At 68.6% G+C, this 23,170-nt stretch carries 19 protein-coding genes, 1 tRNA gene and 2 pseudogenes; 12 read left to right on the forward strand and 10 right to left on the reverse strand.

Annotated elements, in window-relative coordinates; all coding sequences use genetic code 11:
- Together FCU40_RS08580 and FCU40_RS08585 are read left to right on the forward strand one after the other, a co-directional pair.
- Nucleotides 1-498, forward strand: a pseudogene (locus tag FCU40_RS08580) (DegT/DnrJ/EryC1/StrS aminotransferase family protein); the annotation flags it as partial.
- Nucleotides 499-551: 53 nt separating this feature from the next.
- On the forward strand, nucleotides 552-1,052 hold the full coding sequence (locus FCU40_RS08585) for a DUF2199 domain-containing protein (protein WP_168074370.1): 501 nt from the start codon (nucleotides 552-554) through the stop codon (nucleotides 1,050-1,052).
- Nucleotides 1,053-1,246: 194 nt separating this feature from the next.
- On the opposite strand, the gene corA is transcribed toward FCU40_RS08585, so the two are convergent.
- Both corA and FCU40_RS08595 read right to left on the reverse strand, forming a co-directional pair.
- Nucleotides 1,247-2,215: a magnesium/cobalt transporter CorA gene (corA, locus tag FCU40_RS08590; protein ID WP_168074373.1), complete on the reverse strand. Its 969-nt coding sequence runs from the start codon at nucleotides 2,213-2,215 to the stop codon at nucleotides 1,247-1,249.
- A gap of 15 nt (nucleotides 2,216-2,230) precedes the next feature.
- Nucleotides 2,231-3,250 carry an adenosine deaminase gene (locus FCU40_RS08595; RefSeq protein WP_168074375.1) on the reverse strand — a complete coding sequence of 340 codons (1,020 nt, stop codon included), beginning with the start codon at nucleotides 3,248-3,250 and terminating at the stop codon, nucleotides 2,231-2,233.
- A gap of 171 nt (nucleotides 3,251-3,421) precedes the next feature.
- Between FCU40_RS08595 and FCU40_RS08600 the strand changes: the two genes are divergently transcribed.
- Nucleotides 3,422-4,474: a phytanoyl-CoA dioxygenase family protein gene (locus FCU40_RS08600; RefSeq protein WP_241693574.1), complete on the forward strand. Its 1,053-nt coding sequence runs from the start codon at nucleotides 3,422-3,424 to the stop codon at nucleotides 4,472-4,474.
- Nucleotides 4,475-4,476: 2 nt separating this feature from the next.
- Here FCU40_RS08600 and FCU40_RS08605 read toward each other — a convergent pair whose 3' ends face one another.
- Entirely contained in the window at nucleotides 4,477-5,373 is an 897-nt protein-coding gene (locus FCU40_RS08605) for a pirin family protein (protein ID WP_168074379.1), read from the reverse strand.
- 107 nt (nucleotides 5,374-5,480) lie between these two features.
- On the opposite strand from FCU40_RS08605, the gene FCU40_RS08610 reads away from it, so the two are divergent.
- Entirely contained in the window at nucleotides 5,481-5,936 is a 456-nt protein-coding gene (locus FCU40_RS08610) for a hypothetical protein (protein ID WP_168074381.1), read from the forward strand.
- A 66-nt stretch (nucleotides 5,937-6,002) separates the two neighbouring features.
- Here FCU40_RS08610 and FCU40_RS08615 read toward each other — a convergent pair whose 3' ends face one another.
- Nucleotides 6,003-6,500, reverse strand: coding sequence for an Lrp/AsnC family transcriptional regulator (locus tag FCU40_RS08615; RefSeq protein ID WP_004620861.1), 498 nt, complete (start codon nucleotides 6,498-6,500; stop codon nucleotides 6,003-6,005).
- A gap of 142 nt (nucleotides 6,501-6,642) precedes the next feature.
- On the opposite strand from FCU40_RS08615, the gene FCU40_RS08620 reads away from it, so the two are divergent.
- From FCU40_RS08620 to FCU40_RS08630, 3 genes are all read left to right on the forward strand, one after another.
- The gene (locus FCU40_RS08620; RefSeq protein ID WP_168074383.1) at nucleotides 6,643-10,089 is read left to right on the forward strand and encodes an indolepyruvate ferredoxin oxidoreductase family protein; all 3,447 of its coding nucleotides are present in this window, start codon (nucleotides 6,643-6,645) and stop codon (nucleotides 10,087-10,089) included.
- A 221-nt stretch (nucleotides 10,090-10,310) separates the two neighbouring features.
- The gene (locus FCU40_RS08625) at nucleotides 10,311-11,426 is read left to right on the forward strand and encodes an NAD(P)/FAD-dependent oxidoreductase (RefSeq protein ID WP_168074385.1); all 1,116 of its coding nucleotides are present in this window, start codon (nucleotides 10,311-10,313) and stop codon (nucleotides 11,424-11,426) included.
- Nucleotides 11,427-11,719: 293 nt separating this feature from the next.
- Nucleotides 11,720-14,989, forward strand: coding sequence for a S41 family peptidase (locus tag FCU40_RS08630; RefSeq protein WP_241693575.1), 3,270 nt, complete (start codon nucleotides 11,720-11,722; stop codon nucleotides 14,987-14,989).
- A 6-nt stretch (nucleotides 14,990-14,995) separates the two neighbouring features.
- Here FCU40_RS08630 and FCU40_RS23260 read toward each other — a convergent pair.
- Nucleotides 14,996-15,126 (reverse strand): annotated as a pseudogene (locus FCU40_RS23260) (hypothetical protein); the annotation flags it as partial.
- 82 nt (nucleotides 15,127-15,208) lie between these two features.
- Between FCU40_RS23260 and FCU40_RS08635 the strand changes: the two are divergent.
- Together FCU40_RS08635 and FCU40_RS08640 are read left to right on the forward strand one after the other, a co-directional pair.
- Nucleotides 15,209-16,258, forward strand: coding sequence for a glycosyltransferase (locus FCU40_RS08635; protein WP_168074389.1), 1,050 nt, complete (start codon nucleotides 15,209-15,211; stop codon nucleotides 16,256-16,258).
- A 44-nt stretch (nucleotides 16,259-16,302) separates the two neighbouring features.
- A tRNA-Met gene (locus FCU40_RS08640) sits at nucleotides 16,303-16,379 on the forward strand.
- A 37-nt stretch (nucleotides 16,380-16,416) separates the two neighbouring features.
- On the opposite strand, the gene FCU40_RS08645 is transcribed toward FCU40_RS08640, so the two are convergent.
- Entirely contained in the window at nucleotides 16,417-16,875 is a 459-nt protein-coding gene (locus FCU40_RS08645) for an Lrp/AsnC family transcriptional regulator (RefSeq protein WP_168074391.1), read from the reverse strand.
- Between the two features lie 108 nt (nucleotides 16,876-16,983).
- Between FCU40_RS08645 and FCU40_RS08650 the strand changes: the two genes are divergently transcribed.
- Complete coding sequence (locus FCU40_RS08650) at nucleotides 16,984-18,189, forward strand: methionine gamma-lyase (protein ID WP_168074393.1); 1,206 nt, start codon at nucleotides 16,984-16,986, stop codon at nucleotides 18,187-18,189.
- Nucleotides 18,190-18,269: 80 nt separating this feature from the next.
- Nucleotides 18,270-18,623: a PilZ domain-containing protein gene (locus FCU40_RS08655; RefSeq protein WP_168074395.1), complete on the forward strand. Its 354-nt coding sequence runs from the start codon at nucleotides 18,270-18,272 to the stop codon at nucleotides 18,621-18,623.
- 89 nt (nucleotides 18,624-18,712) lie between these two features.
- On the opposite strand, the gene FCU40_RS08660 is transcribed toward FCU40_RS08655, so the two are convergent.
- Nucleotides 18,713-19,141 (reverse strand): helix-turn-helix domain-containing protein, encoded by a 429-nt coding sequence (locus FCU40_RS08660; RefSeq protein WP_004620846.1) that lies wholly within the window; start codon nucleotides 19,139-19,141, stop codon nucleotides 18,713-18,715.
- Nucleotides 19,142-19,271: 130 nt separating this feature from the next.
- Nucleotides 19,272-20,090: an acyl-homoserine-lactone synthase gene (locus FCU40_RS08665; RefSeq protein ID WP_168074396.1), complete on the reverse strand. Its 819-nt coding sequence runs from the start codon at nucleotides 20,088-20,090 to the stop codon at nucleotides 19,272-19,274.
- Between the two features lie 129 nt (nucleotides 20,091-20,219).
- On the opposite strand from FCU40_RS08665, the gene FCU40_RS08670 reads away from it, so the two are divergent.
- The gene (locus FCU40_RS08670) at nucleotides 20,220-20,534 is read left to right on the forward strand and encodes an Mpo1-like protein (protein WP_168074397.1); all 315 of its coding nucleotides are present in this window, start codon (nucleotides 20,220-20,222) and stop codon (nucleotides 20,532-20,534) included.
- A 44-nt stretch (nucleotides 20,535-20,578) separates the two neighbouring features.
- Here FCU40_RS08670 and FCU40_RS08675 read toward each other — a convergent pair whose 3' ends face one another.
- Together FCU40_RS08675 and FCU40_RS08680 are read right to left on the reverse strand one after the other, a co-directional pair.
- On the reverse strand, nucleotides 20,579-21,322 hold the full coding sequence (locus FCU40_RS08675; RefSeq protein WP_004620840.1) for a LuxR family transcriptional regulator: 744 nt from the start codon (nucleotides 21,320-21,322) through the stop codon (nucleotides 20,579-20,581).
- A 179-nt stretch (nucleotides 21,323-21,501) separates the two neighbouring features.
- Nucleotides 21,502-23,043, reverse strand: coding sequence for a response regulator (locus FCU40_RS08680; protein WP_168074398.1), 1,542 nt, complete (start codon nucleotides 23,041-23,043; stop codon nucleotides 21,502-21,504).
- Nucleotides 23,044-23,170: the final 127 nt, after the last annotated feature.

The following is a 23,170-nucleotide window of genomic DNA, read 5'->3' on the forward strand; positions in this document are numbered from 1 at the left end:
GTCGACGCCGCCGGCGCCTTCGACGTGGTGATCGAGGCCCCCGCGCCGGTCCTGGTCGGCCTGCCCGGCGGCCAGGGCGTGTTCGTGGCCTGCGAGGACGCCACGCCCGTCAACGCCATCGCGGCCACGCCCTTCGTCGGCGATGACGGCCTGTCGGCCTGGCCGGGCCTGCGTCAGCGCCTGTGCGGCGTGGCCCAGCAGCTGCGCGTGCTGCTGCTGGACAGCGGCGTCGGCTTCCAGCCCGGCTGGGGCATGAGCTGGATCTCGCCGACCTGCGCGCTCAGCCTGCCCACGGACGACGCCGGCGCCGTGGCCTGGAAGCTGCAGGCGGCCGGAATCGCCGCCAGCTGCGCCGTCCGCGACCACGCGCTGGCTCACGACGAGACCCCGAACGCCGACCACCTGGCGGCCTCGACCGTGGTGATCGCTCTGGATCCGACCCTGGACGTCGAGAGTCTGGACCGCCTCTGCGACGCCCTGCGCGACGCGGTGGCCTGATCGGCCGACTTGGCCTAAGCCTTCGCGCCTGAGCCGAGCCGAAGGTGAAAGTGATGGCCGAAGTGTTCCTGTGCCCGACCTGCGGCGACCGTCATGAGGGTCTGTCTCGCGACTGGGGCTATGGCTTGCCCGACGAGGTCTGGGCCCTGCCCGAGGGCGAACGCGACGGGCAGGCGCGCTTCAACGACGACCTCTGCCAGTGGGGCGAGCGCTATTTCATCCGCTGCATCCTGCCCGTTCCGCTGAAGGGCCTGGACGACTATTTCGGCTGGGGCGCCTGGGCGGAGGTCGAGGCCGAGGTCTTCGAGCGCTATCTCGAACTCTATGACGAGGACGGGCGCGACGAGCCGCCGGTCCCGGGCAAGCTGGCCAACCGGCTGGAGCCCTATCCGGGCGTGACCCTGGGCACGCGCGTGCTGATCCAGTTCCAGGACCCCGGCGAGCGGCCGACCCTGACCCTGCTGGAAACCGACAAGAGCCGCCTGGCCCAGGACCAGCGCGACGGCATCGACGCCGCGCGGCATCATGAGATTTTGGAGATCTGCGGGGCGTAGGGGGCGATCCATATTCGGCGCGCGCCCCCTCCGTCTCGCTGCGTATCCGCAGCGCGCCACCTCCCCCGCGATGCGTGGGAGGAGGATAAGGCGTCTTCCTCACCCGCGAAGCGGGGGAGGTGGATCGGCGCGGATACGCGACGAGACGGAGGGGGCGTCAATGGCATTGACCGCGCCTCCAAACCTATCCGCCCCTAAAGCCACCCCGTCCGCTTGAACCGCTGGTACAGCAGGCCGCACACCACCACGATCGCGACCAGCACGGCCTCGTAGCCGTAGCGCCATTTCAGCTCGGGCATGTGCTCGAAGTTCATGCCGTAGATCCCGGCGATCGCCGTGGGCACGGCCAGGATGGCGGCCCAGGCGGCCAGCTGGCGGGTGATGACGCCCTGGCGCTGCTGTTCCAGCAGGCTGGAGATCTCGAACACCGAGGTGAGCACCTCGCGCAGGCCGTCGACCAGGATCTCGGTGCGCTGGATGTGGTCGCGGACGTCGCGGAAATACGGCCGCACCTCGGTGTCGATGCAGGGCAGTTCGTGGTGTTCGAGAGCGCTGGCCACCTGGGCCATGGGGCCGAGCATCTTCTTGAACCGCATCAGCGCCCGGCGCAGGTTGAAGATGCGGGCGATCTCGGCGCGGCTGAGGAACGCGTCCAGGGCGCGCCGCTCGAAGGCCTGCAGCTCCTCCTCGATCGTATCGACGATCGGCATATAGCCGTCGACGATGAAGTCCAGCACCGCGTGCAGCACATAGTCGACCCCGTGCGCCAGCAGAACCGGCGCGGCCTCCAGCTGGGCGCGCAGTTCGGTGTGGGCGCGGGCCGAGCCGTGGCGGACGGTGATCAGGTGCCGGCGGCCGACGAAGAAGTCGGTCTCGCCATACTGGATGTGGTCGTTGTCGAGATGCGCGGTCTTGGCCACGACGAACAGCTGGTCGCCATAGACGTCGACCTTCGGCGTCTGGCGGGCGCTGAGCGCGTCCTCGATCGCCAGCGGGTGCAGGTGGAACGCCTGCCGCAGCACCTCGAGCTCGGCTTCGTCGGGCTCGACCAGGCCGATCCACACGAACTCGTCGCCGCGCGGCTTCAGGCCCTCGGGATCGGCCAGGTCGAGGGCGCGGACGGGCTTGCCGTCGAGATAGGCGCAGGCGGCGACGACGCTCATGGGCGGAGGCTCAAATCAGTGCGCGGCGACGTAGGCGTCGATCTGGGCCAGGCGCGCGGCCTTCTCGGCCTCGCTCAGGAACGAGCCGGCGAAGCTGTTCCTGGCCAGGGTCACGATCTCGTCGCGGGTCAGGCCCACGGCCTGGGCGGTGGCCAGATAGTTCTCCAGCAGGTAGCCGCCGAAATAGGCCGGGTCGTCGGAATTGACCGTGGCCTTTAGGCCGAGCGCCAGCATCGTCTTCAGCGGGTGGACGTCCAGGCTGGGCACGCCGCACAGCTTCAGGTTCGACAGCGGGCAGACCGTCAGGGTGACGCCGTCCTTGACCAGGCGCGCGGTCAGGGCCTCGTCCTCCAGGGCGCGGTTGCCGTGGTCGATGCGGTCGACCTTCACCAGATCGATGGCTTCCCAGACATAGGCGGGCGGGCCTTCCTCGCCGGCGTGGGCCACGACCTTGAGACCCAGGTCCCGGGCGGCCTGCAGCACGCGGGCGAACTTGGCTGGCGGGTGGCCGACCTCGGAGCTGTCCAGGCCCACCCCGGCCAGCTTGTTCAGCCACGGCTTGGCCAGTTCCAGGGTCTCGAAGGCGCTGTCCTCCGACAGGTGGCGCAGGAAGCAGAGGATCAGCTTGCTGGTCACGCCCAGCGTCTTCTCGGCCTCGTCCATGCCGGCCAGCAGGCCTTCCATGACGACGCCGAAGGCGATCCCGCGATCGGTGTGGGTCTGGGGATCGAAGAAGATCTCGGCGTGGGTCCCGCCATCGGCCGCCAGGCGCTTGAAATAGGCCAGGGCCAGGTCCTTGAAGTCCTCGGCGGTCCGGAGCACCCCAGCGCCCTGGTAATAGATGTCCAGGAAGTCCTGCAGGTTCGAGAACTGATAGGCCGCCCGGATCTCGTCGACCGACTTGAAGGGCAGGGTGATCCCGTTGCGCTGGGCCAGCGCGAACATGAGTTCCGGCTCGAGGCTGCCCTCGATGTGCATGTGCAGCTCGGCCTTGGGCAGGCCGCGAACGAAGGTGGCGAAAGCGGTGTCGGTCATGGGGGAGTTATGGGCCGGCGAGGCGGCGACGATCAACCATCGCGCAGATTTTGTCGCCGAAATCCGCTAGCGACGTGGTCAATGGCCGGTTAAGTTGAGTTGTGGAGTAGAGGGGGCTTACGGTTGACTATTTCCCAGGCGTTGATGCCCGGCGTTCCGCTTGTTGAGTCCATGCTGCTCCAGGCGTCGCTGGGCCAGATGGACCTCACTGAACGTGAGCGCGCCATCGCCCTACAGGTTCATGACCAGGGTTTCGCGGTCATGGATTTTCCGGACGACGACCTCGACGCCCGCATCGAACGGATCAAGGCCGATCTGACGCCCCGCTACGACTTCGCCGGCTGGCGCGCGGCGGGCTGGGCGGCCAATGACGGCCTCAGGGTGCAGGACGCTTGGCGCACGAACGAGGATGTGCGCGCCATCGCCGCCAACCAGACAGTGCTGGACCTGCTGTCCAAGCTGTATGGACGCCGGGCTTTTCCGTTCCAGACCCTGAACTTTCCGGTCGGCACCCAGCAGCACGTCCATTCGGACTCGGTCCATTTTTCCAGCGTGCCGGAGCGTTTCATGTGTGGCGTCTGGCTGGCCCTGGAGGACATCCACGAAGACGCCGGCCCGCTTGTGTACTATCCAGGCTCGCACCGGTGGCCGATCCTCTACAACGACGCGATCGGCCGGGTGGCCGCGGCGAACACGGTCGATTTCGCCCAGCCGCCCTATGAAGCCGCCTGGCGCGCGCTGATCGAAGCCACCGGGACGCGACCCGAATACTTCCGCCCCAAAAAGGGCCAGGCACTAATCTGGGCGGCCAATCTGCTGCATGGCGGCAGCCGCCAGAACGATCCCGAGCGGACACGTTGGTCGCAGGTGACCCACTATTACTTCGAGAACTGCGCCTACTACACGCCGGCCTTCTCGGACCCGCTGGCCGGCAATCTCGACCTGCGGACCATCATCGATGTGGCGACCGGCGCCGTCGCGCCCAACATCTACGTCGATCGGCCGATCGCCGAGGTTGCGCGCGGCGGCTCAAACGCCCTCGCCAGGAAGGTGATGCGCCGCCTGCGCCTGGACCGCTGGCGATCCCCCTTCAGCTTTGGCCCCCCTAAGGACTTCGATCCGGCGCTGTATCTCGTCCTGAACCCCGACGTGGCCGCGGCCGGCGTTGAGCCGCGCGCCCATTATGCACGCCATGGCGCGCGCGAGCGGCGGCGATACAAATAGCTTTACGACATCGGCGGCGCCGGCGGCGGCGGGCCTTCGGGAAGCGGGATGAACTCGTCGTGGTCGAGGTCGGGCAGTTTCATGCGGCCGGCCTTCCAGTCGGCCTTGGCCTGCTCGATGCGGTCCTTGGACGAGGAGACGAAGTTCCACTCGATGAAGCGCGGGCCGATCGGCTCGCCGCCCAGCAGCATGACGGTCGAGGGCTCCAGGGCCTTGAACACCACCGTCTCGCCGGGCGCGAACACGGCCATCTGGGTGGCGTCGAGCACGCGGTGATCGACCTCGACGCGGCCCGAGGCGACATAGGCGGCGCGCTCGGAATATTCGGCCGGCAGGGCGGCCGTGGCGCCGGCCTCCAGCTCCCAGTGCACATAGAATAGCGGTGAAAAGACCGGCACATTGGCCTTGGCGCCGAACGCCTCGCCGGCGATCAGTCGGGCCTTCATGCCGCCGCCCTCGTAGTAGGGGAGGTCGGTCGGGCCCTCGTGGTGCGTGAAGCTGGGGGCGATCTCCTCATATTCCTGGGGCAGGGCGATCCAGGCCTGCATCCCGTCCATGCGGCCGCCGTGCTCGCGCAGGCCCTCGAAGCGTTCGGAGTGGGTGATGCCCGAGCCGGCGGTCATCCAATTGACCTCGCTGGGCTTGATCACCGCCAGGGAGCCGACGCTGTCGCGGTGGGTGATCTCGCCCTCGAACAGATAGGTCAGGGTCGACAGGCCGATATGCGGGTGCGGGCGCACGTCGGCGCTCTTGGCGAAGCCCGGATCGAAGGCGGCCGGGCCCATGTGATCGAGGAAGGTGAACGGCCCGACCATGCGGCGGGCGTGGAACGGCAACACCCGGCCGACCTCGAAATTGCCGAGGTTGTGGCGGCGGGCGTCGAAGACGAGGTCGATCATGGGAGCTCCGGGCGGTGGCGCGCGCGGAGCTTAGCGGGGACTCGTCCGGGATGCTTGTCGAAAACGGTCGAAAAGCGTCTGCTGCGGCGTCGAGGAAGGGGGAGACCATGGAGACGCCCGAAGACCAGCTGGCCGCCTTCGCCGCCCGCTACGCACCCGAGATCGCCGAACGCGGCCTGGCCGCCATCGCCCGCATGCGCCAGAGGATGCCCGGCGCCCACCGGCTGGTCTATGACAACTACAACGCCCTGGCCGTCGGCTTCGCCCATGGCGATCGGGCCAAGGACGCGTTCGTCTCGATCGCCTTCTATCCGCGCTGGGTGACGCTGTTCTTTCTGTACGGGAGCGGCCTGGACGATCCGGCCGGCGTGCTGAAAGGCCAGGGCGCCCGCGTGCGTCACGTGGTGCTGGACTCCGTCGAGGATCTGGAGCGGCCCGAGATCGTCGCCCTGCTGGACCAGGTCCTGGCGCGCCATGGCGTGGCGAGCGGGACGGATGGTCCGCTGATCATCAAGTCGATCTCGCCCAAGCAGCGGGCGCGGCGGCCGGGGGCTGGGGTCTGAAGGCGAGCAATGCCTTACCATCGTCATCCCGCGCATGAAGCGCGGGATGACGGGTTTTTGAGGCTCTTACCCCAGCGGGCTCACATACGGGCTGATCAGGCCCAGCGGCACGGCCGTCGAGTTCTTGACGCCGCGGATCACGATGCGGCTCTCGATATTGCTGACCAGGCCCAGCGACAGCAGCTTGTCGCGCAGGAATTCGTCGAAGGCGCGCATGTCGCGGGTGACGATCCGCATCTCGTAGTCGGCCGCCCCGGTCACGGTGGCGCACTGCACGACCTCGGCCCACTTGGCGACGGCCTGTTCGAACGTGTCCAGATTTTCCTTGGTCGGAAGGGACAGCTTGACGGTGCAATAGACCTCGAAGCCCAGGCCCAGCTTCTCGCGGTCCAGGATCGTGACGCGACGCTGGATGACGCCGGCGTCTTCCAGGCGCTTGATCCGGCGCCAGCAGGGGCTGGACGACAGGCCCACGCGTTCGGCGATCTCGGCGACGGACAGTCCGGCGTCGTGCTGGATCAGATCGAGGATCTTGGCATCCACGGCGTCGAGTTGTTCGGACAAGAAATTCCTCCCCCCAGAGGGCGTTGACGCTCCATTTTTGCGCAAAACGGCCATGACTCGGGCACGCCTTGGGCAAACAATTTCCGTGCTTCTATAAGATATTGCTTCAAGGCCGGGAAGCCCCGGGAGGAAAAAAATTGCCATGCGGCACTCGGAAGTCACGCTCGACGACAAATATGTGCTCGAAGATGGTCGGGCTTTCATCACTGGCGTGCAGGCGCTGCTGCGGGTCCTGCTGGACCGCAAGCGCCTCGATCGCCTGGCCGGGCTGAACACCGGGGGCTATCTTTCCGGCTATCGCGGCTCGCCGCTGGGCGGGCTGGACCAGCAGGCCGCGCGCATCAAGAAATTGCTGACCGCCCACGACGTGGTCTTCCAGGAAGGCCTCAACGAGGATTTGGCGGCCACCGCCGTCTGGGGCAGCCAACAGGCGAATCTTTTCCCCGGCGCCCTCTACGACGGCGTGTTCGGCATGTGGTACGGCAAGGCGCCCGGCGTTGACCGCACCGGCGACGTCTTCAAGCACGCCAACTTCGCCGGGACCTTCCCGACCGGCGGGGTGCTGGCGGTGGCCGGCGACGACCACGGCTGCAAGAGCTCGACCCTGCCGTCGCAGTCGGAGTTCGCCTTCCAGGACTTCGAGATGCCGGTGCTGTCGCCGGCCGACGTGCAGGAGGTGCTGGACTACGGGATCCTGGGGATTTCGCTGTCGCGCTTCTCGGGCCTGTGGACGGGCATGATCGCCCTGGCCGACACCATGGACTCGGGCGTGACCATCGACGTCTCGCTGGACCGCCACAAGCTGATTATTCCCGACTTCCCGTTTCCGCCCGGCGGTCTCGGCATCCGGCTGAAGGACCAGCCGATGGAGAAGGAGCGGCGGATGCGGCTGCACAAGCTGCCCGCCGCCCTGGCCTTCGCCCGCGCCAACGGGATCGACCGCGTGGTGCTGGGCGCCTCGCATGTGCGGGTGGGCAAGGCGCGTCTCGGCATCGTCTGCCAGGGTCAGGCCTATAAGGACGTGCTGGAGGCCTTCACGGCCATGGGCATGACCCTGCAGGAGGCCGCCGACCTGGGCGTCTCGATCTACAAGGTCGGGATGCCCTGGCCGCTGGAGCCCGTCGGCCTGCGCGCCTTCGCCGCCGGCCTCGAGACCCTGATGGTCATCGAGCACAAGCGCGCCCTGATCGAGCCCCAGGCGCGCGCGGCGCTCTACGACCTGCCCGCCCAGGCGCGTCCCCGCATCATCGGCAAGACCGACGAGAAGGGCGGGCCGCTGCTGTCGGAGCTGGGCGCGCTGTCGGTCGCCGAAATCGCCCTGGCCATCTACGACCGCCTGCCGGACGGTCCGCACATGGAACGGGCCCAGGCCTATCTGAACCGGGTCAGCGCCGCCGGCGTCGCCGCCGTCAGCCTGGCGGCCGATCAGGCCCGCAAGCCGTTCTTCTGCTCGGGCTGCCCGCACAACACCTCGACCAAGCTGCCGGAAGGCAGCCGGGCGCTGGCCGGCATCGGCTGCCACTACATGGCCGGGTTCAACGACCCGATGACCGACCTCAACACCCACATGGGCGGCGAGGGCCTGACCTGGGTGGGCGCCTCGCCGTTCACCTCGGAAAAGCACGTCTTCCAGAACCTGGGCGACGGCACCTACAATCACTCCGGCTCGCTGGCGATCCGGGGCGCGGTCGCGGCCAAGACCAACATCACCTACAAGCTGCTCTATAACGACGCCGTGGCCATGACCGGCGGTCAGCGGGCCGAGAGCGGCTTCACCCCCGCCCAGATCACCCGCCAGCTGGCGGCCGAGGGCGTAGCCAAGACCGTCATCGTGGTCGATGACCTCAAGCGCTACGAGGGCGTCACCGACCTCGCCCCCGGCGTCGAGATCTTCCCGCGCTCGGACCTGATGCGCGTGCAGGAGATGCTGCGCGAGACGCCCGGGACCACGGTGCTGCTCTACGACCAGACCTGCGCCACCGAGAAGCGCCGGCGCCGCAAGCGGGGCTCGATGCCCAAGGCGGCCCAGCGCGTCTTCATCAACCCGCTGGTCTGCGAGGGCTGCGGCGACTGCTCGGTGAAGTCCAACTGCGTCTCGGTCGAGCCGCTGGCGACCGAATTTGGCCGCAAGCGCAAGATCAACCAGTCCAGCTGCAATCAGGACTATTCCTGCGTCGAGGGCTTCTGTCCGTCGTTCATCACGCTGGAGGGCGCCGAAAACGCCCAGTCCAAGAAGACGCCCGCGCCCCTGACCGCCGAGTCGACGCCGTTGCCGGTGTTCGAGCCGCTGACCGGGGTGCGCAAGATCCTGTTCACCGGCGTCGGCGGCACCGGCGTCACCACCGTGGCCTCGATCCTGGCCATGGCCGCCCACATCGACGGCCGCGCCGGCAGCGTCGTGGACATGACGGGTCTGGCCCAAAAGGGCGGCTCGGTGTTCAGCCACGTCAAGATCGGCGAGACCGAGGAGACCATCGTCGGCGGCCGGGTGCCCGCCGCCAGCGCCGACGTGCTGATCGCTTGCGATCTGCTGGTGGCGGCCTCGCCCGAGGGCCTGTCGCTCTACGCCAAGGACCGCACGCGGGCCTTCGGCAACAGCGACTTCGCCCCGACCGCCGACTTCGTCACCAGCCGCGACATCCGCTTCGACAGCGGGGCCATGGCGCGGCGGGTCAAGGGCGCGACCAACACCTTCGACGCCTGTCCGGCCCAGCACCTGGCCGAGAGCCAGTTCGGCGACGCCATCTACGCCAACATGATCATGGTCGGCTTCGCCTGGCAGCGCGGGGTGATCCCGGTCTCCAGCCGCGCCCTCTATCGGGCGATCAAGCTGAATGGCGTCGACGCCGAGGCCAATCTCGCCGCCTTCGAGCTGGGTCGTCGCGTGGCCCACGATCCGACCTCGGTGGCGGTGAAGGAAGACAAGGTCGCCACGCCCGAGACCATGCCGCTGGACGACCTCATCGCCCACCGCGTTCGCGAGCTGACCGCCTATCAGAACGCCGCCTACGCCCAGCGCTACGCCGACAAGATCGCCAAGGTCCGCGCCGCCGAGGTCGCTGTCTCCGGCGCGGACTCGGCCCTGCCGCTGACCCGCGCGGCGGCGACCAATCTCCACAAGCTGATGGCCTACAAGGACGAGTACGAGGTCGCCCGTCTTTATACGGACGGACGCTTCGCGGCCGAGCTGGCCGGGACCTTCAAGGGCGGCAAGGCCAAGGTCTGGCTCTCCCCGCCGCTGCTGGCCCCCAAGGGCGCCGACGGCAAGCCCCGGAAGATCGCCTTCGGCGGCTGGATGCTGGACCTGGCCTTCCCGATGCTGGCCAGGATGAAGGGCCTGCGCGGCGGCGCGCTGGACATCTTCGGCCATACCGAGGAGCGCAGGATGGAGCGCGGCCTGATGGCGTCCTACGAGACGACGCTGGACCGCCTGTCGGCCGGTCTCTCGACCGAGAGCCTGCCGCTGGCGATCAAGATCGCCGAGATCCCCGGCCAGATCCGAGGCTTCGGCCACGTCAAGGACGCCTCCGTCGCGACGGCCAAGGCGGCCGAGGAGAAGCTGTGGGAAAGGTGGGGCGGGGCGGCTTAGGGGGCTACCCGCTCCCTTCCCCCTCGATGGGGGAAGGGCCGGGGATGGGGGTGACCTGCTGAGATGGGTCCGCGTCCGGCTTCCACCGCCGCGCCACCCCCACCCAACCCTCCCCCATCAAGGGGGAGGGCGCTCTGTTCCGCGCGGCTTTTACGTGATCCTGTATGCGGTCATGGAGCGGCGCGTTCGCATTCGCGCCGTCAAGCATTCGGCGACGCTAAATGACCCAGGACTTCGATTTCGACGCCGTCGTTGTTGGGGCGGGGGCCGTGGGCCTGGCCTGCGGCTACGCGCTGTCGCGGCGCGGCCTGATCGTGGCGGTGCTGGAAGAGCAGGGCCACATCGGCCAGGGCGTCTCGTCGCGCAATTCCGAGGTGATCCATGGCGGGCTCTACTATCCGACCGGCTCGCTGAAAGCCAAGCTGTGCGTCCAGGGCCGGCGGCTTCTCTACGCGTTCCTGGACGCTCACGGCGTCGCCTATAAGCGCTGCGGCAAGCTGGTGGTGGCCACCAGCGAGGACGAGATCCCGCGCCTCGACGCGATCCGGGACCAGGCCCTGGCCAATGATGTCGAGGGCATGGAGAAGCTCACCGGCGGCCAGGCCCGCGCCCTGGAGCCTGGTCTCAACGCCCACGCGGCGTTGCTGTCGCCGCAGAGCGGGGTCTTCGCCAGCCACGACTACATGCTGGCCCTGCACGGCGAGATCGAGGCCGCCGGCGGGGCGGTGGTTCTGTCCACGCCGTTCGAGGGCGCCGAGCCGATCGCGGGCGGCGGCTTTACCGTGCGGGCGGGCGGCGTCGATCCGACCCGCCTGACCTGCCGCCTGCTCGTCACCGCGCCGGGGCTGTCGGCGCAGGCGGTCGCCGGACGCATCGAGGGTTATCCCGCCGATCGCATCCCCCAGGCCCACTACGGCAAGGGCGTTTATTTCCGCCTGACCGGCAAGGCGCCTTTCCAGCGGCTGATCTATCCGCCGCCGATCCACGGGGCTCTGGGCACGCACTACCGCAACGACCTGGGCGGCCAGGCGGTGTTCGGGCCGGACCTGGAATACGTGCCCGCGCCCGACTATTCGGTCGACCCGGCCCGGGCCGAGGCCTTCGCGGCCTATATCCGCAAGTTCTGGCCGGGCCTGCCGGACGGCGCGCTGGCGCCCGACTACGCCGGGGTGCGGCCCAAGCTGCACGGACCGGACGAGCCCCAGCCCGACTTCCAGCTTCGCGGCGTCGAGGATCACGCCCTGCCCGGCCTGATGGCCCTGTTCGGCATCGAAAGCCCCGGGCTGACCAGTTCGCTGGCGATCGGCGAGGCGGTCGCGGCGGCCTTGCTGGATTAGATCCGCGCTTCCCAACGCCGATCTCCCCGGCGAATGCCGGGGTCCAGATCGAGCCCACGACCGTCTGCGGAGCGGTGCGGGCGCATCTCGCATGATCCCCAGACGCTCAGGATGAATCTTGGCCCCGGCGTTCGCCGGGGAAACGGAGGAGATCACGAGGATGAACCTTTCCCGATGCTCAACCTCGGCTCAGCCCTGAAAAAAGGGCCGGCATGAACCTTTGTTCACGGTTGGCCTCGCCAAAGCTCGTGCTAGCAATTCCGACTTCGGAGTTTCTGGGTTTGGGGCGTTCCATGGGTTTCAAGGTCAAGGCGCTGGTCGGCGCCGTGTCGGCGGTCGCGCTCGCGGCGGCCCTGTCTTCCACCGTGATGTCTTCGGCCGCGATGGCCGCGACCCAGGCGCTGCCGTCCCTGGCCGAGCCGTCCCTGTCGCCGGACGGTAGCGAGATCGCCTTCGCCTCGGGCGGCGACCTCTGGACCGCGCCCGCCGCTGGCGGCCAGGCGCGGCTGCTGGTCACCGATCCGGCCACGGAGTCGCGGCCGCTGTATTCGCCCGACGGCAAGTCGCTGGCCTTCGTCTCGACCCGCTCGGGCGTGGCCAACATCTATATCCTGACCCTGGCCACCGGCGAGGTGCGCCGCCTGACCTATGGCGATAGCGCCGAGGGGCTGGACGGCTGGTCGCGCGACGGCCAGTGGATCTATTTCACCTCGGGGATCAACGATGTCGGCCGCCAGGGCGACATCTTCCGCGTCGCCGCCTCGGGCGGCACGCCGCTGGAAGTCAGCCGCGAGCAGTTCCTGGCCGAGTTCGAATCCGCGCCCTCGCCGGACGGCAAGTCGATCGCCCTGATGGCCAAGGGCCTGTCGAACAGCCAGTGGTGGCGCAACGGCGGGGCCCATATCGACGAGACCGAGCTGTGGCTCAAGCCCATCGACGGCGGCGCCTACCGCAAGCTGCTGCCCGAGGGCGCCAAGCACGCCTGGCCGATGTGGACCCCGGACGGCAAGGCCATCTTGTACATGAGCAACGAGGGCGGGACCGAGAACCTCTGGAAGTTGCCGCTGGGCGGTCAGCCCAAGAAGGTGACGGGCTTCACTGACGGCCGCGTGCTGTGGCCGACCATCGGCTATGACGGCAAGACGATCGTGTTCGAGCGCGACTTCGCCATCTGGTCGCTGGACACCGCCAGCGGCAAGGCGACCAAGGTCCCGATCGTGCTGCACGGCGCCCCGGCGGCGGCGGGCGAGGAGCACAAGAACGAAACCAGCTTCGACGACCTGGCCCTGTCGGCCGACGGCAAGAAGGTGGCGATCATCGCCCACGGCGAGGTGTTCGCCGCCTCGACAAAGGAGGGCGGGGCGGCCCAGCGCGTCACGCGCACGCCGATCGTCGAGCACGACCCGGCCTGGTCGGCCGACAGCAAGCGCGTGGTCTATGTGTCCGAGCGCGATCGCGCGGCCAATCTCTACGCCTACGACTTCGCCAGCGGTCAGGAGACGGCGCTGACCACGGGGACGGCGCGCAGCACGGTCCCGACCTTCTCGCCCGACGGCAAGAGCCTGGCCTATGTGCGCGACGGCAAGGAGCTGCGGGTCATCAGCTTCGATGCGGCCGGCAAGGCCACCGGCGATCGCCTGCTCTACACTGGCCCGCTGGGCGGCTATGACGACACCCCGATCACCTGGTCGCCGGACAACCGCTGGCTGGCGTTCACGGTCACCGACCGCAAGGCCTTCGACAATGTCCATGTCGTGCCCGTCGAGGGCGGGCCGGCGCGGCCGGTGACGTTCCTGGCCAACGGCCAGGTCGGCAAGACCGCCTGGTCGCCGGACGGCAAGTATCTGCTGGTCGACATGGCCCAGCGCAGCGAGGACGCGCGGATCCTGCGCGTCGACCTGCTGCCCAACGTGCCGAAATACAAGGAGGACGCGTTCCGCGACCTCTTCAAGCCGGTCGAGGCGCCCGACAAGTCGCCGACCGATCCCAAGACCGAACCCAAGGCCGAGCCGGCCAAGTCCGCCGACGCGCCGGCCAAGCCGGTCGCCGCCGCCGACAAGCCGGCGGGCGCCAAGAAGAAGGTCGAGCCCGTCCGGATCGTCTTCGAGGGCCTGCGCGAGCGCGCCGCCTTCCTGCCCCTGGGCCTGGACGCCAGCGATCCGGTGATCAGCCCCGATGGCAAGACCCTGGTGTTCAAGGCCCGCAACGCCGGCCAGACCAACTACTACAGCTACAGCCTCGACGAGCTGGCCAAGGAGCCGCCCACCCCGGTGCAGCTGACCGCCAGCCGCAAGTCCAAGACCGCGCTGGCCTTCACCCCCGACAGCAAGGAGGTCTACTTCCTGGAGGGGGGCTCGATCGTCTCCACGCCGATCGAACAGCCCAAGCTGAAGCCCCTGGCGGTGAACGCCGAGCTGGACGTCGACTTCGACGTCGAGAAGACGGTGGTCTTCGAACAGGCCTGGGGCGTGCTGAATCGCGGCTTCTACGACGGCAAGTTCCACGGCAGGGACTGGGAAGCCCTGCGTCGCAAATGGGAGCCCTATATCGCTGGGGTTCGCACCGGCGACGAGCTGCGGCGCGACATCAACCTCCTGATCGGCGAGCTGGACGCCTCGCACTCGGGGATCAGCAAACAGCCGGAACCGTCGGCGATCGCCCCGCGCGCGGCCAATCTGGGCCTGCGCTTCGAACGCGAGGCCTATGAGGCCGGTAAGGGGCTGGTGATCCGCGAGGTCGTGGCCCTGGGACCGGCGGCGCTGGAAGGCTCGATCAAGCCGGGCGAGACCCTCGTCGCGGTCAATGGCGAGACGCTGAGCCCCGGCGTCAACCTGGACCGCCTGCTGCGCGGCCAGGCCGGCAAGCGCACGGTGCTGACCATCGCCGACGCGGCGGGCAAGCGGCGCGAGGCGGTCGTGCGGCCGGTCTCGACCGCCACGGCCTCGGGCCTCGTCTATCGCCAGTGGGTCAACGCTCGCCGGGCCTATGTCGACAGGATCAGCGGCGGTCGGCTGGGCTATGTGCACATCGCCGACATGTCGGACGGCTCGCTGGACCAGCTCTATATCGACCTCGACGCCCAGAACCAGGGCAAGGAAGGCGTGGTCGTCGACGTCCGCAACAACAATGGCGGCTATGTCAACGGCCGGGTGATCGATGTCTTCGCCCGCCGCAACTACCTGATGATGACGCCGCGCGACCGCTTCCCGACCCCGAGCCGCCAGGCGCTGGGTCAGCGGGCCCTGGGTCTGCCGACGGTGCTGGTGACCAACGAGTCGTCGCTGTCGGACGCCGAGGACTTCACCGAGGGCTACCGCGCCCTGGGCCTGGGCAAGGTGGTCGGCAAGCCGACGGCCGGCTGGATCATCTTCACCGGCGGCCGTCAGCTCTTGGACGGCTCGTCGGTGCGCCTGCCGTTCATCCGCATCGACGACCTACGCGGCCAGAACATGGAAGGCCATCCGCGTCCGGTGGACGTGACCGTCGAGCGGCCGCTGGGCGAGACCCTGGAGGGCAAGGACGCGCAGCTGGACGCGGCGGTGAAAGCGCTGCTGGGGAAGTGACGACTTAGCGCCCCCTCCGTCACGAGGCTTCGCCTCGCGCCACCTCCCCCGTTTCACGGGTGAGGAGAAGGTTTCTCCTCCCCCGCGCGCGGGGGAGGTGGATCGGCGCCGAGAGGCGACGAGACGGAGGGGGCGCTTGTCGGATCACCGAGCCCCTCTCGTGTTGACACCGGGGTCGCCGCCCACGATGGTCGCGGCCCTTAGCGTCCGGAGCCCGCCTTGACCAACCTGCTGCACGCCATGCTGGGCAAGGGGCTGGGCGGTCTGGAGCAGGTGTTCCTCGACTACCAGCCGATCCTGGAGGCCTGGGCCGCCAAGCACGGCGGGCGCTGCGTCGGCGTGGCGCGCAAGGGCGGCAAGGTGGCCGAGCGGGAAGCCTCGCGCACGCCGCCCCTGGCGGTGATGCCGGCCCTGACCGACTGGGATCCCGTGACGGTCGGCGCGGCGCGGGCCTTGGTCAAGGCCGTCGCGCCCGATCTGATCCTCAGCCATGGCCAGCGCCCGGCGCGCCTGTTCGCCAGGGCCGCGCCGGCCAAGGTCGTCCAGGCGGTGTGCCTGCACAAGCCGTCGTTCGACGTCACGCCCGGAACCCACTATCTGGCCGTCGGCCAGCATCTGGCCCGGCTGGCGATCGAGCGGGGCGCGCCGGCGGACCATGTCTGGTTCATCCCCAACGCCGTGACCCCGCCCAGCGTCACAGCCCATCCGCTGGCCCGGGACGACGGGCCTGTGAAGATCGTGGCCGCCGGTCGACTGCACCCCAAGAAGGGCTTCGACGTCCTGATCCGCGCCGTCGGCAAGCTGCGCGCTTGGGACTATGACGTCCGCTGCGAGATCGCCGGCGAGGGCGACGAGCGCGGCGCGCTGGAGGCCCTGATCGGCGAGCTGGACCTGGCGTCGCGCGTGACCCTGACGGGCTGGACCCGCGACGTCGCCGGCTTCCTGGCCCAGGGCGACGTCTTCGCCTTTCCCTCGCACCAGGAGGGCTTTCCCCTGACCCTGCTGGAAGCCATGGCCGTGGGCTTGCCGGTGGTGGCGACCGAGATCGACGGGCCGAACGAGATCCTGAAGGACGGCGTCACCGGTCGCCTCGTGCCCGACGACGACCCGGACCGTCTGGCCGAGGCGCTGGGCGAGCTGATCAGCGATCGCGAGGCCGCGCGCGGTTACGGCCGGGCCGCGCGGGATCTGGTGCTGAGCCAATACGGTCCCGACCAGCTGGCGCGGCGCTTGGAAGCGGCGCTCGACGGAATTCTATCGCGGGCTTGATGCGAAGCGCGCTTGGGCGTATGACCCCCGTCCGTCCTGGCGATGGCTGGGTAGCTCAGATGGTTAGAGCGGTGGATTCATAACCCACAGGTCGGCGGTTCGATCCCGCCCCCCGCCACCAGGACGGACTGTTTTCCTCGACAATTGAGCGGCTTGGGTCAGGTCGAGACCGGGAAGACCCGCGTCTGCTTGACCACGCCATAGGCGAAACTGGTGTCGATCGAGGCGATGCCCGGGATGGCGTGCAGCTTGCGGCGCATGAAGTCCTCATAGGCCTCCAGACTGTCGACGATGACGCGCAACAGATAGTCGTCGCCACCCGCCAGCAGGAAGCAGTCGAGGATCTGATCGATCCGCGCCACCGCCGCCTCGAAGCCGGTGATCAGGTCCTGGCCGTGGCGGTCGAGGCGCACGCGGACGAACACGGTGATCGGCAGGCCGTAGGCCTTCTGGTCGACCAGCGCGGTATAGCCCGTGATGACGCTGGCCGTTTCCAGATTACGGACCCGCCGCAGGCAGGGCGAGGGCGACAGATTCACCCGCTCGGCCAGCTCCTGGTTGGTCAGGCGTCCGTCCTTTTGCAGCTCTCGGATGATCTGGCGGTCCTTGGCGTCCATCTCGGCCTTCCGTGGCAGGATCTGCTAAAATATGCCCTCAGGATGGCAGGGTTCGCAATCCGATCGATCTCAAACGGCGTCATGGTCGCTTCAACAGGGAGCTATCGGATGCGTCAAGATCAAGCCGGCTTCGCCACGCGAGCGATCCATGCGGGATACGATCCCGCCGAAGCGCAGGGCGCGCTGACGCCGCCGCTGCACCTGACCTCGACCTTCGCCTTCGAGAGCGCCGAAGCCGGCGGCGAGATGTTCGCCGGAACCCGCGAGGGGCACTTTTATTCGCGGATCTCGAACCCGACGACCGACCTCCTGGAACGGCGGCTGGCCAGCCTGGAAGGCGCGGAGGCCGCGGTCGCCACCGCCTCGGGCATGGGCGCGATCACGGCCACGCTGTGGAGCTTTCTGAAGGCCGGCGACGAGGTGATCACCGACCAGACCCTCTATGGCTGCACCTTCGCCTTCCTGCGCGACGGCCTGACCCGCTTCGGCGTGACGGTCCGCCAGGTCGACATGACCGAGCCCGACGCGCTGGCGGCGGTCATCTCGGAGAAGACGCGGATTGTCTATTTCGAGACCCCGGCCAATCCGAACATGCGCCTCGTCGACATCGCGGCCATCGCCGACATCGCGCGGGCGGCGGGGGCCAAGGTGGTGGTCGACAACACCTACGCCACGCCGGTGATCACCCGCCCGATCGCGCTGGGCGCCGACATCGTCGTGCACTCGGCCACGAAATATCTGGGCGGCCACGGCGACCTCGTCGGCGGCGTGGCCGTCGGCGGGACCGAGGACATGGCGCGGGTGCGCCTGTGCGGGGTGAAGGACATGACCGGGGCCGTGATGTCGCCGTTCACGGCCTTCCTGGTGCTGCGAGGCCTGAAGACGCTGTCGCTGCGCATGGCTCGACACGCGGCCAGCGCCGAAACCGTGGCCCGCTGGCTGGACGCGCATCCAGCCGTCGAGCGCGTCTTCTATCCGGGTCTGGCCGGCTTCGCGCAGCGGGCCCTGGCCGAGCGGCAGATGGCGCTGGGCGGCGGCATGATCGCCTTCGAGCTGAAGGGCGGCCACCAGGCGGGCGTGTCGATGATGAACCGCCTGGCGCTGATCCGTCGGGCGGTCTCGCTCGGCGACGCGGAGACGCTGATCCAGCATCCGGCCAGCATGACTCACTCGCCCTATACGCCCGAGGAGCGGGCGGCGGCGGGCATCGGCGAGGGGCTGGTGCGGCTGTCGGTGGGGCTGGAGGAGGTCGCCGATATCCTGCGCGATCTCGACGCGGCGCTGGAGGTCCGAAAGGTCGCGGCGATGGCCTGAGCGTCGCCGCGGCGTTAACCTTCCCTACAAAATTCCTACGCCTGCACGGCCGATTAACCGCGCCGTGCGTTTATCCTCCCATGTCGAAGTTTACGGCGGGCGTGGATCAGGATCGGCGGACATCCGTCCGTGTCCCGACGCGGAGACCAGGAAAGGTGCTGTGCGGCGCCTTCGCCTGGGACTGCGTGATCCGTGACGTCTCCAGCCAGGGCGTCAGGATCCAGATGCTGGCGGGCGCGACGCCTCCGGACCAGATGCAGCTGGTGGATATCGCCGAGGGCCAGGCCCACGACGTGGTCGTCGCCTGGCGCCGCGATCGCGAGCTGGGCCTGCGCATTCTCCGCACCTATGACCTGCGCGGCCTGGCGCCCGCCGCCGCTGGCGTGGCCCGGCGGATCTGGCGCGCGTCCCGGTCCGAAACGGACCCCGGCTGACGTGAAAAAGGCCCCGGTTCCGCCAACCGGGGCCCTTGGAATTTCACGGGGTCGAGGGCCTCTGGCGGGCCCTCACCGTCACTAGACTTTTAGGCCTCGCGCGCGGCTTCGTCGGCCATCGCGCGCACCAGGTCGAGAACCTGGCGACGGACGCGGCCGCGACCGATGCGCGGAAACACCTCGGCCAATTCCAGACCCTCGGGAGTGGTCAGGAACTCCTGGACCACCTTTTCAGCGTGCCGCGTCGCGTCATCGACCTCGGCGCCGCTCATCGGGTCGGCCAGGCCGTCGAAGAAGAACGACACCGGCACCTGAAGTGTACGGGCGATCTCGTAGAGCTTTGACGCGCTGACGCGATTGGCGCCGCGCTCGTATTTCTGAACTTGCTGGAAGGTCAGGCCCAGGGATTCCGCCAACTGTTCCTGGCTGACGCCCATAAGCTTGCGACGCATTCTCACGCGACCGCCGACATGCATGTCGACGGGATTTGGGCGCCGGCCTTCGGTTTCTTCTTTCATCTTTCTTCCGCCTCCAACGGTTGTCCGCAGAACATGACACGACCGTGACGTCGGTGAAAGCGAGGTATGCCGGGCGCGGCGTTAGGTCGCTATGGTCAAGCTTTGCTTTGCGACCGCCTTCTACACGATGTCACGCGTGCAAGGTCCGGGTACCGTGACCACGGTCATCCCAGATGCGCCGCGCCGCCGTTTTCGTGTCATGCAGCCGATAGAGGGTTTCCGCCGCCAGAGTCTCGTCCCGTTCCGCGCCGGCGCCCAACTGCGGGGTCATGGCGCGCTTCACCTGGCGCTGCACGGCGGCGAGGTCGCCGAACGCCATCATGTCCAGCGCGTCGACCTCGTAGCCCACCGGCGATTCGCGGCAGATCGATTCCAGCACGCGCGCCAGCAGCTCTGGGCTGACGGCGATCTCCGAACCGGCCACCACGCCGTACTGGTAGGCGCGTGGAATGCCGACCAGGCGCGTGTCGATCGGCGAATTCAGGATGCCTGGATAGAGCTGCATGTCGATCATGCCCACGAAGCGGGTGACGCCGTGGCGCAGGGCGTGCTCGAACGCCGCCGCCCAGACCTCGAACACGCGCTGGCCCCGGCCCGGCCCCTTGCGATCGCGATAGACCTCGGTGGTGAACAGGCGGGTGGCCTCCCAGACGTCGGGACCCTTCTTGGGGGTCTCGCCCGGGGCGATCAGGTGCGGGAACTTGTCGGCCAACATGCAGCGGTCGTCGGTGGGACGCAGGCGCAGCCCGACCTCGAGCCGCATCTCGTCGTCGAAGCCCAGCAGATAGATGGCGCGATCATCGTCGTAGTCGTCGACCTCGCCGCCATCCAGAACGACCAGGTCGACCCAGCCGTTCTTCTCGACGCACTGGCGGCGGCGCTCCTCGTGCATGGCCCAGAGCTGCGGGCCGTACAGGTGACGGTTCTCGGAAGTGATGATGTGGATCATGGGCCGGCCCCCAGCAGGCGATGACGGGACGGCCTGGATTAGGAGACATGATCCGCCTGGCGGGCGATAGGCCAAACGGCCTATGCGGCCGCGCTTGCCAGCGCGCCAGGACAAGGCCAGCATCCCGCCATGAGCACGCTGTCCGAAGAACGCTACCGCAGTTTCGCGGCCTTCTATCCCTTCTACCTGACCGAACACGTCCATCCGGTCAGCCGGCGGCTGCACGTTGTGGGCACGACGCTGGTGGTGGCGTGTCTGGTTCTGGGCGCGCTGCGCAGCGCCTGGTTCTTCGCGGCCGCGCCGGTGGTCGGCTACGGCTTTGCCTGGGTGGGGCATTTCGTGTTCGAGAAGAACCGGCCGGCGACGTTCAAATATCCGCTCTACAGCCTGATGGGGGACTTCCGGCTGTGGTTCGAGACCGTGACGGGTAAGCGCGGATTCTGAGGCTCATCCGATCGCGCCAAGGCCGTTGAAACGGGCGCGTCGGGTCAACCCGCCTGGCTGAGCAGGCCCAGTTCGCCGGCCTTCATCACCGCTTCCTGGCGCTTGACGACGCCCAGGCGCTTCTTCGCCGCCTCGATGTGATGATGGACCGTGCGGGGCGACAGCTCCAGGATCGCGCCGATCTCCCAGTCGGTCTTGCCCCGGCTGGCCCAGTACAGGCACTGGGCCTGGCGCTCGGAGATCACCCCGTAGTCGGGATTGTCGTCCTGCAGCTCCCAGTGCTTGAGCATGACGGTCCCGAAGACCGTGGCCAGGCTCTCGAGCACGGCGCGGGCGGCGGGGTCGGTGTCGGGCGCGCGGGTCGACATGCGGATCAGCACCTCCTGGCCGGCGGGCCCGAAGACGCGCACCACGAAGCCCTCGTTCATGCCGTGCTCGCCGGCCTCGCCCCACATGGCCTGGGCGCGGCCGTCGCCAAAGGGCTTGGCGTCGCTCCAGGCGAAGGCGCGAGGCGACTTCAGCAGCAGCTTCACGCACGGATCATGGACGACGTAGCGCTCGCCCCAATAGCGCTGATCCCAGGCGTCGAAGTCCTGGCGGCTCAGGGTCGGCGGTTCCCTGCCGTAGCGTTCGGCATTGACCAGGGTGGCGCAGAACCGGTCATAGCCGAACGCGCCGATGGCCTGGGCGAAATGGGTCTCGACCTCGCCCGCCGATCCCAGATGCGGCGCTCTGCTAAGGAAGGCCCAGGCCTGTTGTTCGGCGGTGGTCAGCACCCTGCGGGACATCCTGAGGAATACGTCAGGGTAGGCTAGGCCAGGAGTCTCGCGGGCGCCAAGCGACTGCTATCCTGGGTGGCGCCCGGCGCGCGCGTCCAATGGTCGCTGGAGCGTGACGCCGAAAGTGGCAACCGGCTTCGGGGGCGAGCCACGCTCACAAGTATATGATTTAGAGCCTCGACCCAGGATCAGGCGGCGGCTTCGTGACCGCTTTCGGCGTCCTGGTCGTCCTCGTCGGAGAGCAGGGCCGACAGCACGACGGCCAGGCGTTCGGGCTTGATCGGCTTTTCGACCACGTCCTGCATCCCGGCGGCGATGTAGGTCTGGACATCGGCGGGATCGGCGTTGGCGGTCAAGGCGACGATCGGCGTCCGCGCCGGACGGCCGCTCATCTCGCGGATGGCGCGGGTCGCGGCGATGCCGTCCATCCGGGGCATCTTGATGTCCATCAGGATCAGATCGAAGCGGCCGCCGCGGGCCATCTCGATCGCCTCGACGCCGTCGACGGCCTGTTCCGACGTGCATTCGAACATGTCGCACAGCGCTTCGGCGACCATGCGATTGGTGGCGTTGTCATCGACGATCAGGATGTGAGCCGCGCGACCGGCGACGGCGGGTTCGGCCTCCTGGGCCTCGACCGCGGCGGCCGGGGCGACGCTCAGCGAGAAGCCGACCGTCAAGCCCGCGCCGCGATTGGGCTCCGCCGCCAATGGGCCGCCCATCGCGCGCATGATGCGATGAGCCAGGGCCACGCCGACGCAGTGCGCCAATTCGCTGTGATCGCGCAGGCTGACGGCGCTCAGCGGATCGCGCACGCGCGCCAGGCGCTCTTCCAGATGCCCCTCGGTGTTGTCGCGGACCTGACCGTCGAGTCGGATCTTGGCGCCCTCCGCGCGGGCGGTCAGGCGGGCCTCGATCAGGCCCCGGCCGCACGCCAGGGCGTTCTCGATCAGGATGTCGAAGACCTGAAGCAGGCGATCGCCGTCGGCCTCGACGCCGCACTCGGGGTCGCCATCGTAGGACACCAGGAGCATGGAGCCGCCTTCCTGGGCGCGCGGCGCCCAGCGCGCCTCGATCGCGTCGGCCAGATCGCGCAGGCGCATCGGTGCGAGCTTGAAGGTCAGCTGGCCCTGCGCCGAGCGGTGCAGGTCGACGGCGCGGCTCAAGGTCTCGCCCATGTCGCGGCTGGTGTCGCCGATGGCGCGGACGAAGGCGGAGGCGTCGGGCGTCAGGCGCTGATGCTCGAGGCGCTCGGTGATGGCCATGACGCCGTTCAGGTGGGCGCCGACATCGACGGCCATGCGCTCCACCAGGGCCATGGCGTCGCGCGCCTCGCGCTGGCGACGACCGTGGGACTCAAGCAGCGAGGACAGACCGCCGACGCCGAGATAGCGGCCCGCGCCGTCCACGGCGACATAGGCCGAGCGGTGGATCGGCGTGGGGCTCTCGGCCAGCGCCATGACGAAGGCGTTGGAGTCGAGATCGGCCGCGACGATCCGCGGCTCGGGGTCCATGACGTTGGCGATCGGCTGGGTCGCCAGGGTCTCGCCCGCGACGCGCATCATGCCTTTCAGGACGTCGCGGTAGACCAGGCCCACCGGCGCGGCGCCCTCGACGACCGCCAGCGCGGGCAGGGCCGGTTCCGCGTCGAACAGCGCCGCCACCTGACCGCAGGGCGTGGCGGGGCTGATCGGGGCGCGGTGGTCGATGAGGCGGGATAGCGTTTCCATACAGCGCTTCGCTCGGCATTCGGGAGGCGAACATGGACCGAGCGGCCTTGCGGAGTCGTTAAGTCGAGCGCGCTTCTCTTTCTGGGCCTCGCGCGAGGATCGCGCCGCGACGCGAGAGAACATGAAA

The sequence above is a fragment of the Caulobacter sp. SSI4214 genome, assembly GCF_012184455.1.
In the GTDB taxonomy this organism is placed as follows: Bacteria; Pseudomonadota; Alphaproteobacteria; order Caulobacterales; family Caulobacteraceae; genus Caulobacter; species Caulobacter vibrioides_E.

What these genes read in the sequence shown, in the direction of transcription:
- FCU40_RS08585 (WP_168074370.1), top strand. Translation starts at nt 552, where the DNA reads ATGGCCGAAGTGTTCCTGTGCCCGACCTGCGGCGACCGTCATGAGGGT.
- corA (WP_168074373.1), bottom strand. Translation starts at nt 2,215, where the DNA reads ATGAGCGTCGTCGCCGCCTGCGCCTATCTCGACGGCAAGCCCGTCCGC.
- FCU40_RS08595 (WP_168074375.1), bottom strand. Translation starts at nt 3,250, where the DNA reads ATGACCGACACCGCTTTCGCCACCTTCGTTCGCGGCCTGCCCAAGGCC.
- FCU40_RS08600 (WP_241693574.1), top strand. Translation starts at nt 3,422, where the DNA reads ATGCTGCTCCAGGCGTCGCTGGGCCAGATGGACCTCACTGAACGTGAG.
- FCU40_RS08605 (WP_168074379.1), bottom strand. Translation starts at nt 5,373, where the DNA reads ATGATCGACCTCGTCTTCGACGCCCGCCGCCACAACCTCGGCAATTTC.
- FCU40_RS08610 (WP_168074381.1), top strand. Translation starts at nt 5,481, where the DNA reads ATGGAGACGCCCGAAGACCAGCTGGCCGCCTTCGCCGCCCGCTACGCA.
- FCU40_RS08620 (WP_168074383.1), top strand. Translation starts at nt 6,643, where the DNA reads ATGCGGCACTCGGAAGTCACGCTCGACGACAAATATGTGCTCGAAGAT.
- FCU40_RS08625 (WP_168074385.1), top strand. Translation starts at nt 10,311, where the DNA reads ATGACCCAGGACTTCGATTTCGACGCCGTCGTTGTTGGGGCGGGGGCC.
- FCU40_RS08630 (WP_241693575.1), top strand. Translation starts at nt 11,720, where the DNA reads ATGGGTTTCAAGGTCAAGGCGCTGGTCGGCGCCGTGTCGGCGGTCGCG.
- FCU40_RS08645 (WP_168074391.1), bottom strand. Translation starts at nt 16,875, where the DNA reads ATGGACGCCAAGGACCGCCAGATCATCCGAGAGCTGCAAAAGGACGGA.
- FCU40_RS08650 (WP_168074393.1), top strand. Translation starts at nt 16,984, where the DNA reads ATGCGTCAAGATCAAGCCGGCTTCGCCACGCGAGCGATCCATGCGGGA.
- FCU40_RS08655 (WP_168074395.1), top strand. Translation starts at nt 18,270, where the DNA reads ATGTCGAAGTTTACGGCGGGCGTGGATCAGGATCGGCGGACATCCGTC.
- FCU40_RS08660 (WP_004620846.1), bottom strand. Translation starts at nt 19,141, where the DNA reads ATGAAAGAAGAAACCGAAGGCCGGCGCCCAAATCCCGTCGACATGCAT.
- FCU40_RS08665 (WP_168074396.1), bottom strand. Translation starts at nt 20,090, where the DNA reads ATGATCCACATCATCACTTCCGAGAACCGTCACCTGTACGGCCCGCAG.
- FCU40_RS08670 (WP_168074397.1), top strand. Translation starts at nt 20,220, where the DNA reads ATGAGCACGCTGTCCGAAGAACGCTACCGCAGTTTCGCGGCCTTCTAT.
- FCU40_RS08675 (WP_004620840.1), bottom strand. Translation starts at nt 21,322, where the DNA reads ATGTCCCGCAGGGTGCTGACCACCGCCGAACAACAGGCCTGGGCCTTC.
- FCU40_RS08680 (WP_168074398.1), bottom strand. Translation starts at nt 23,043, where the DNA reads ATGGAAACGCTATCCCGCCTCATCGACCACCGCGCCCCGATCAGCCCC.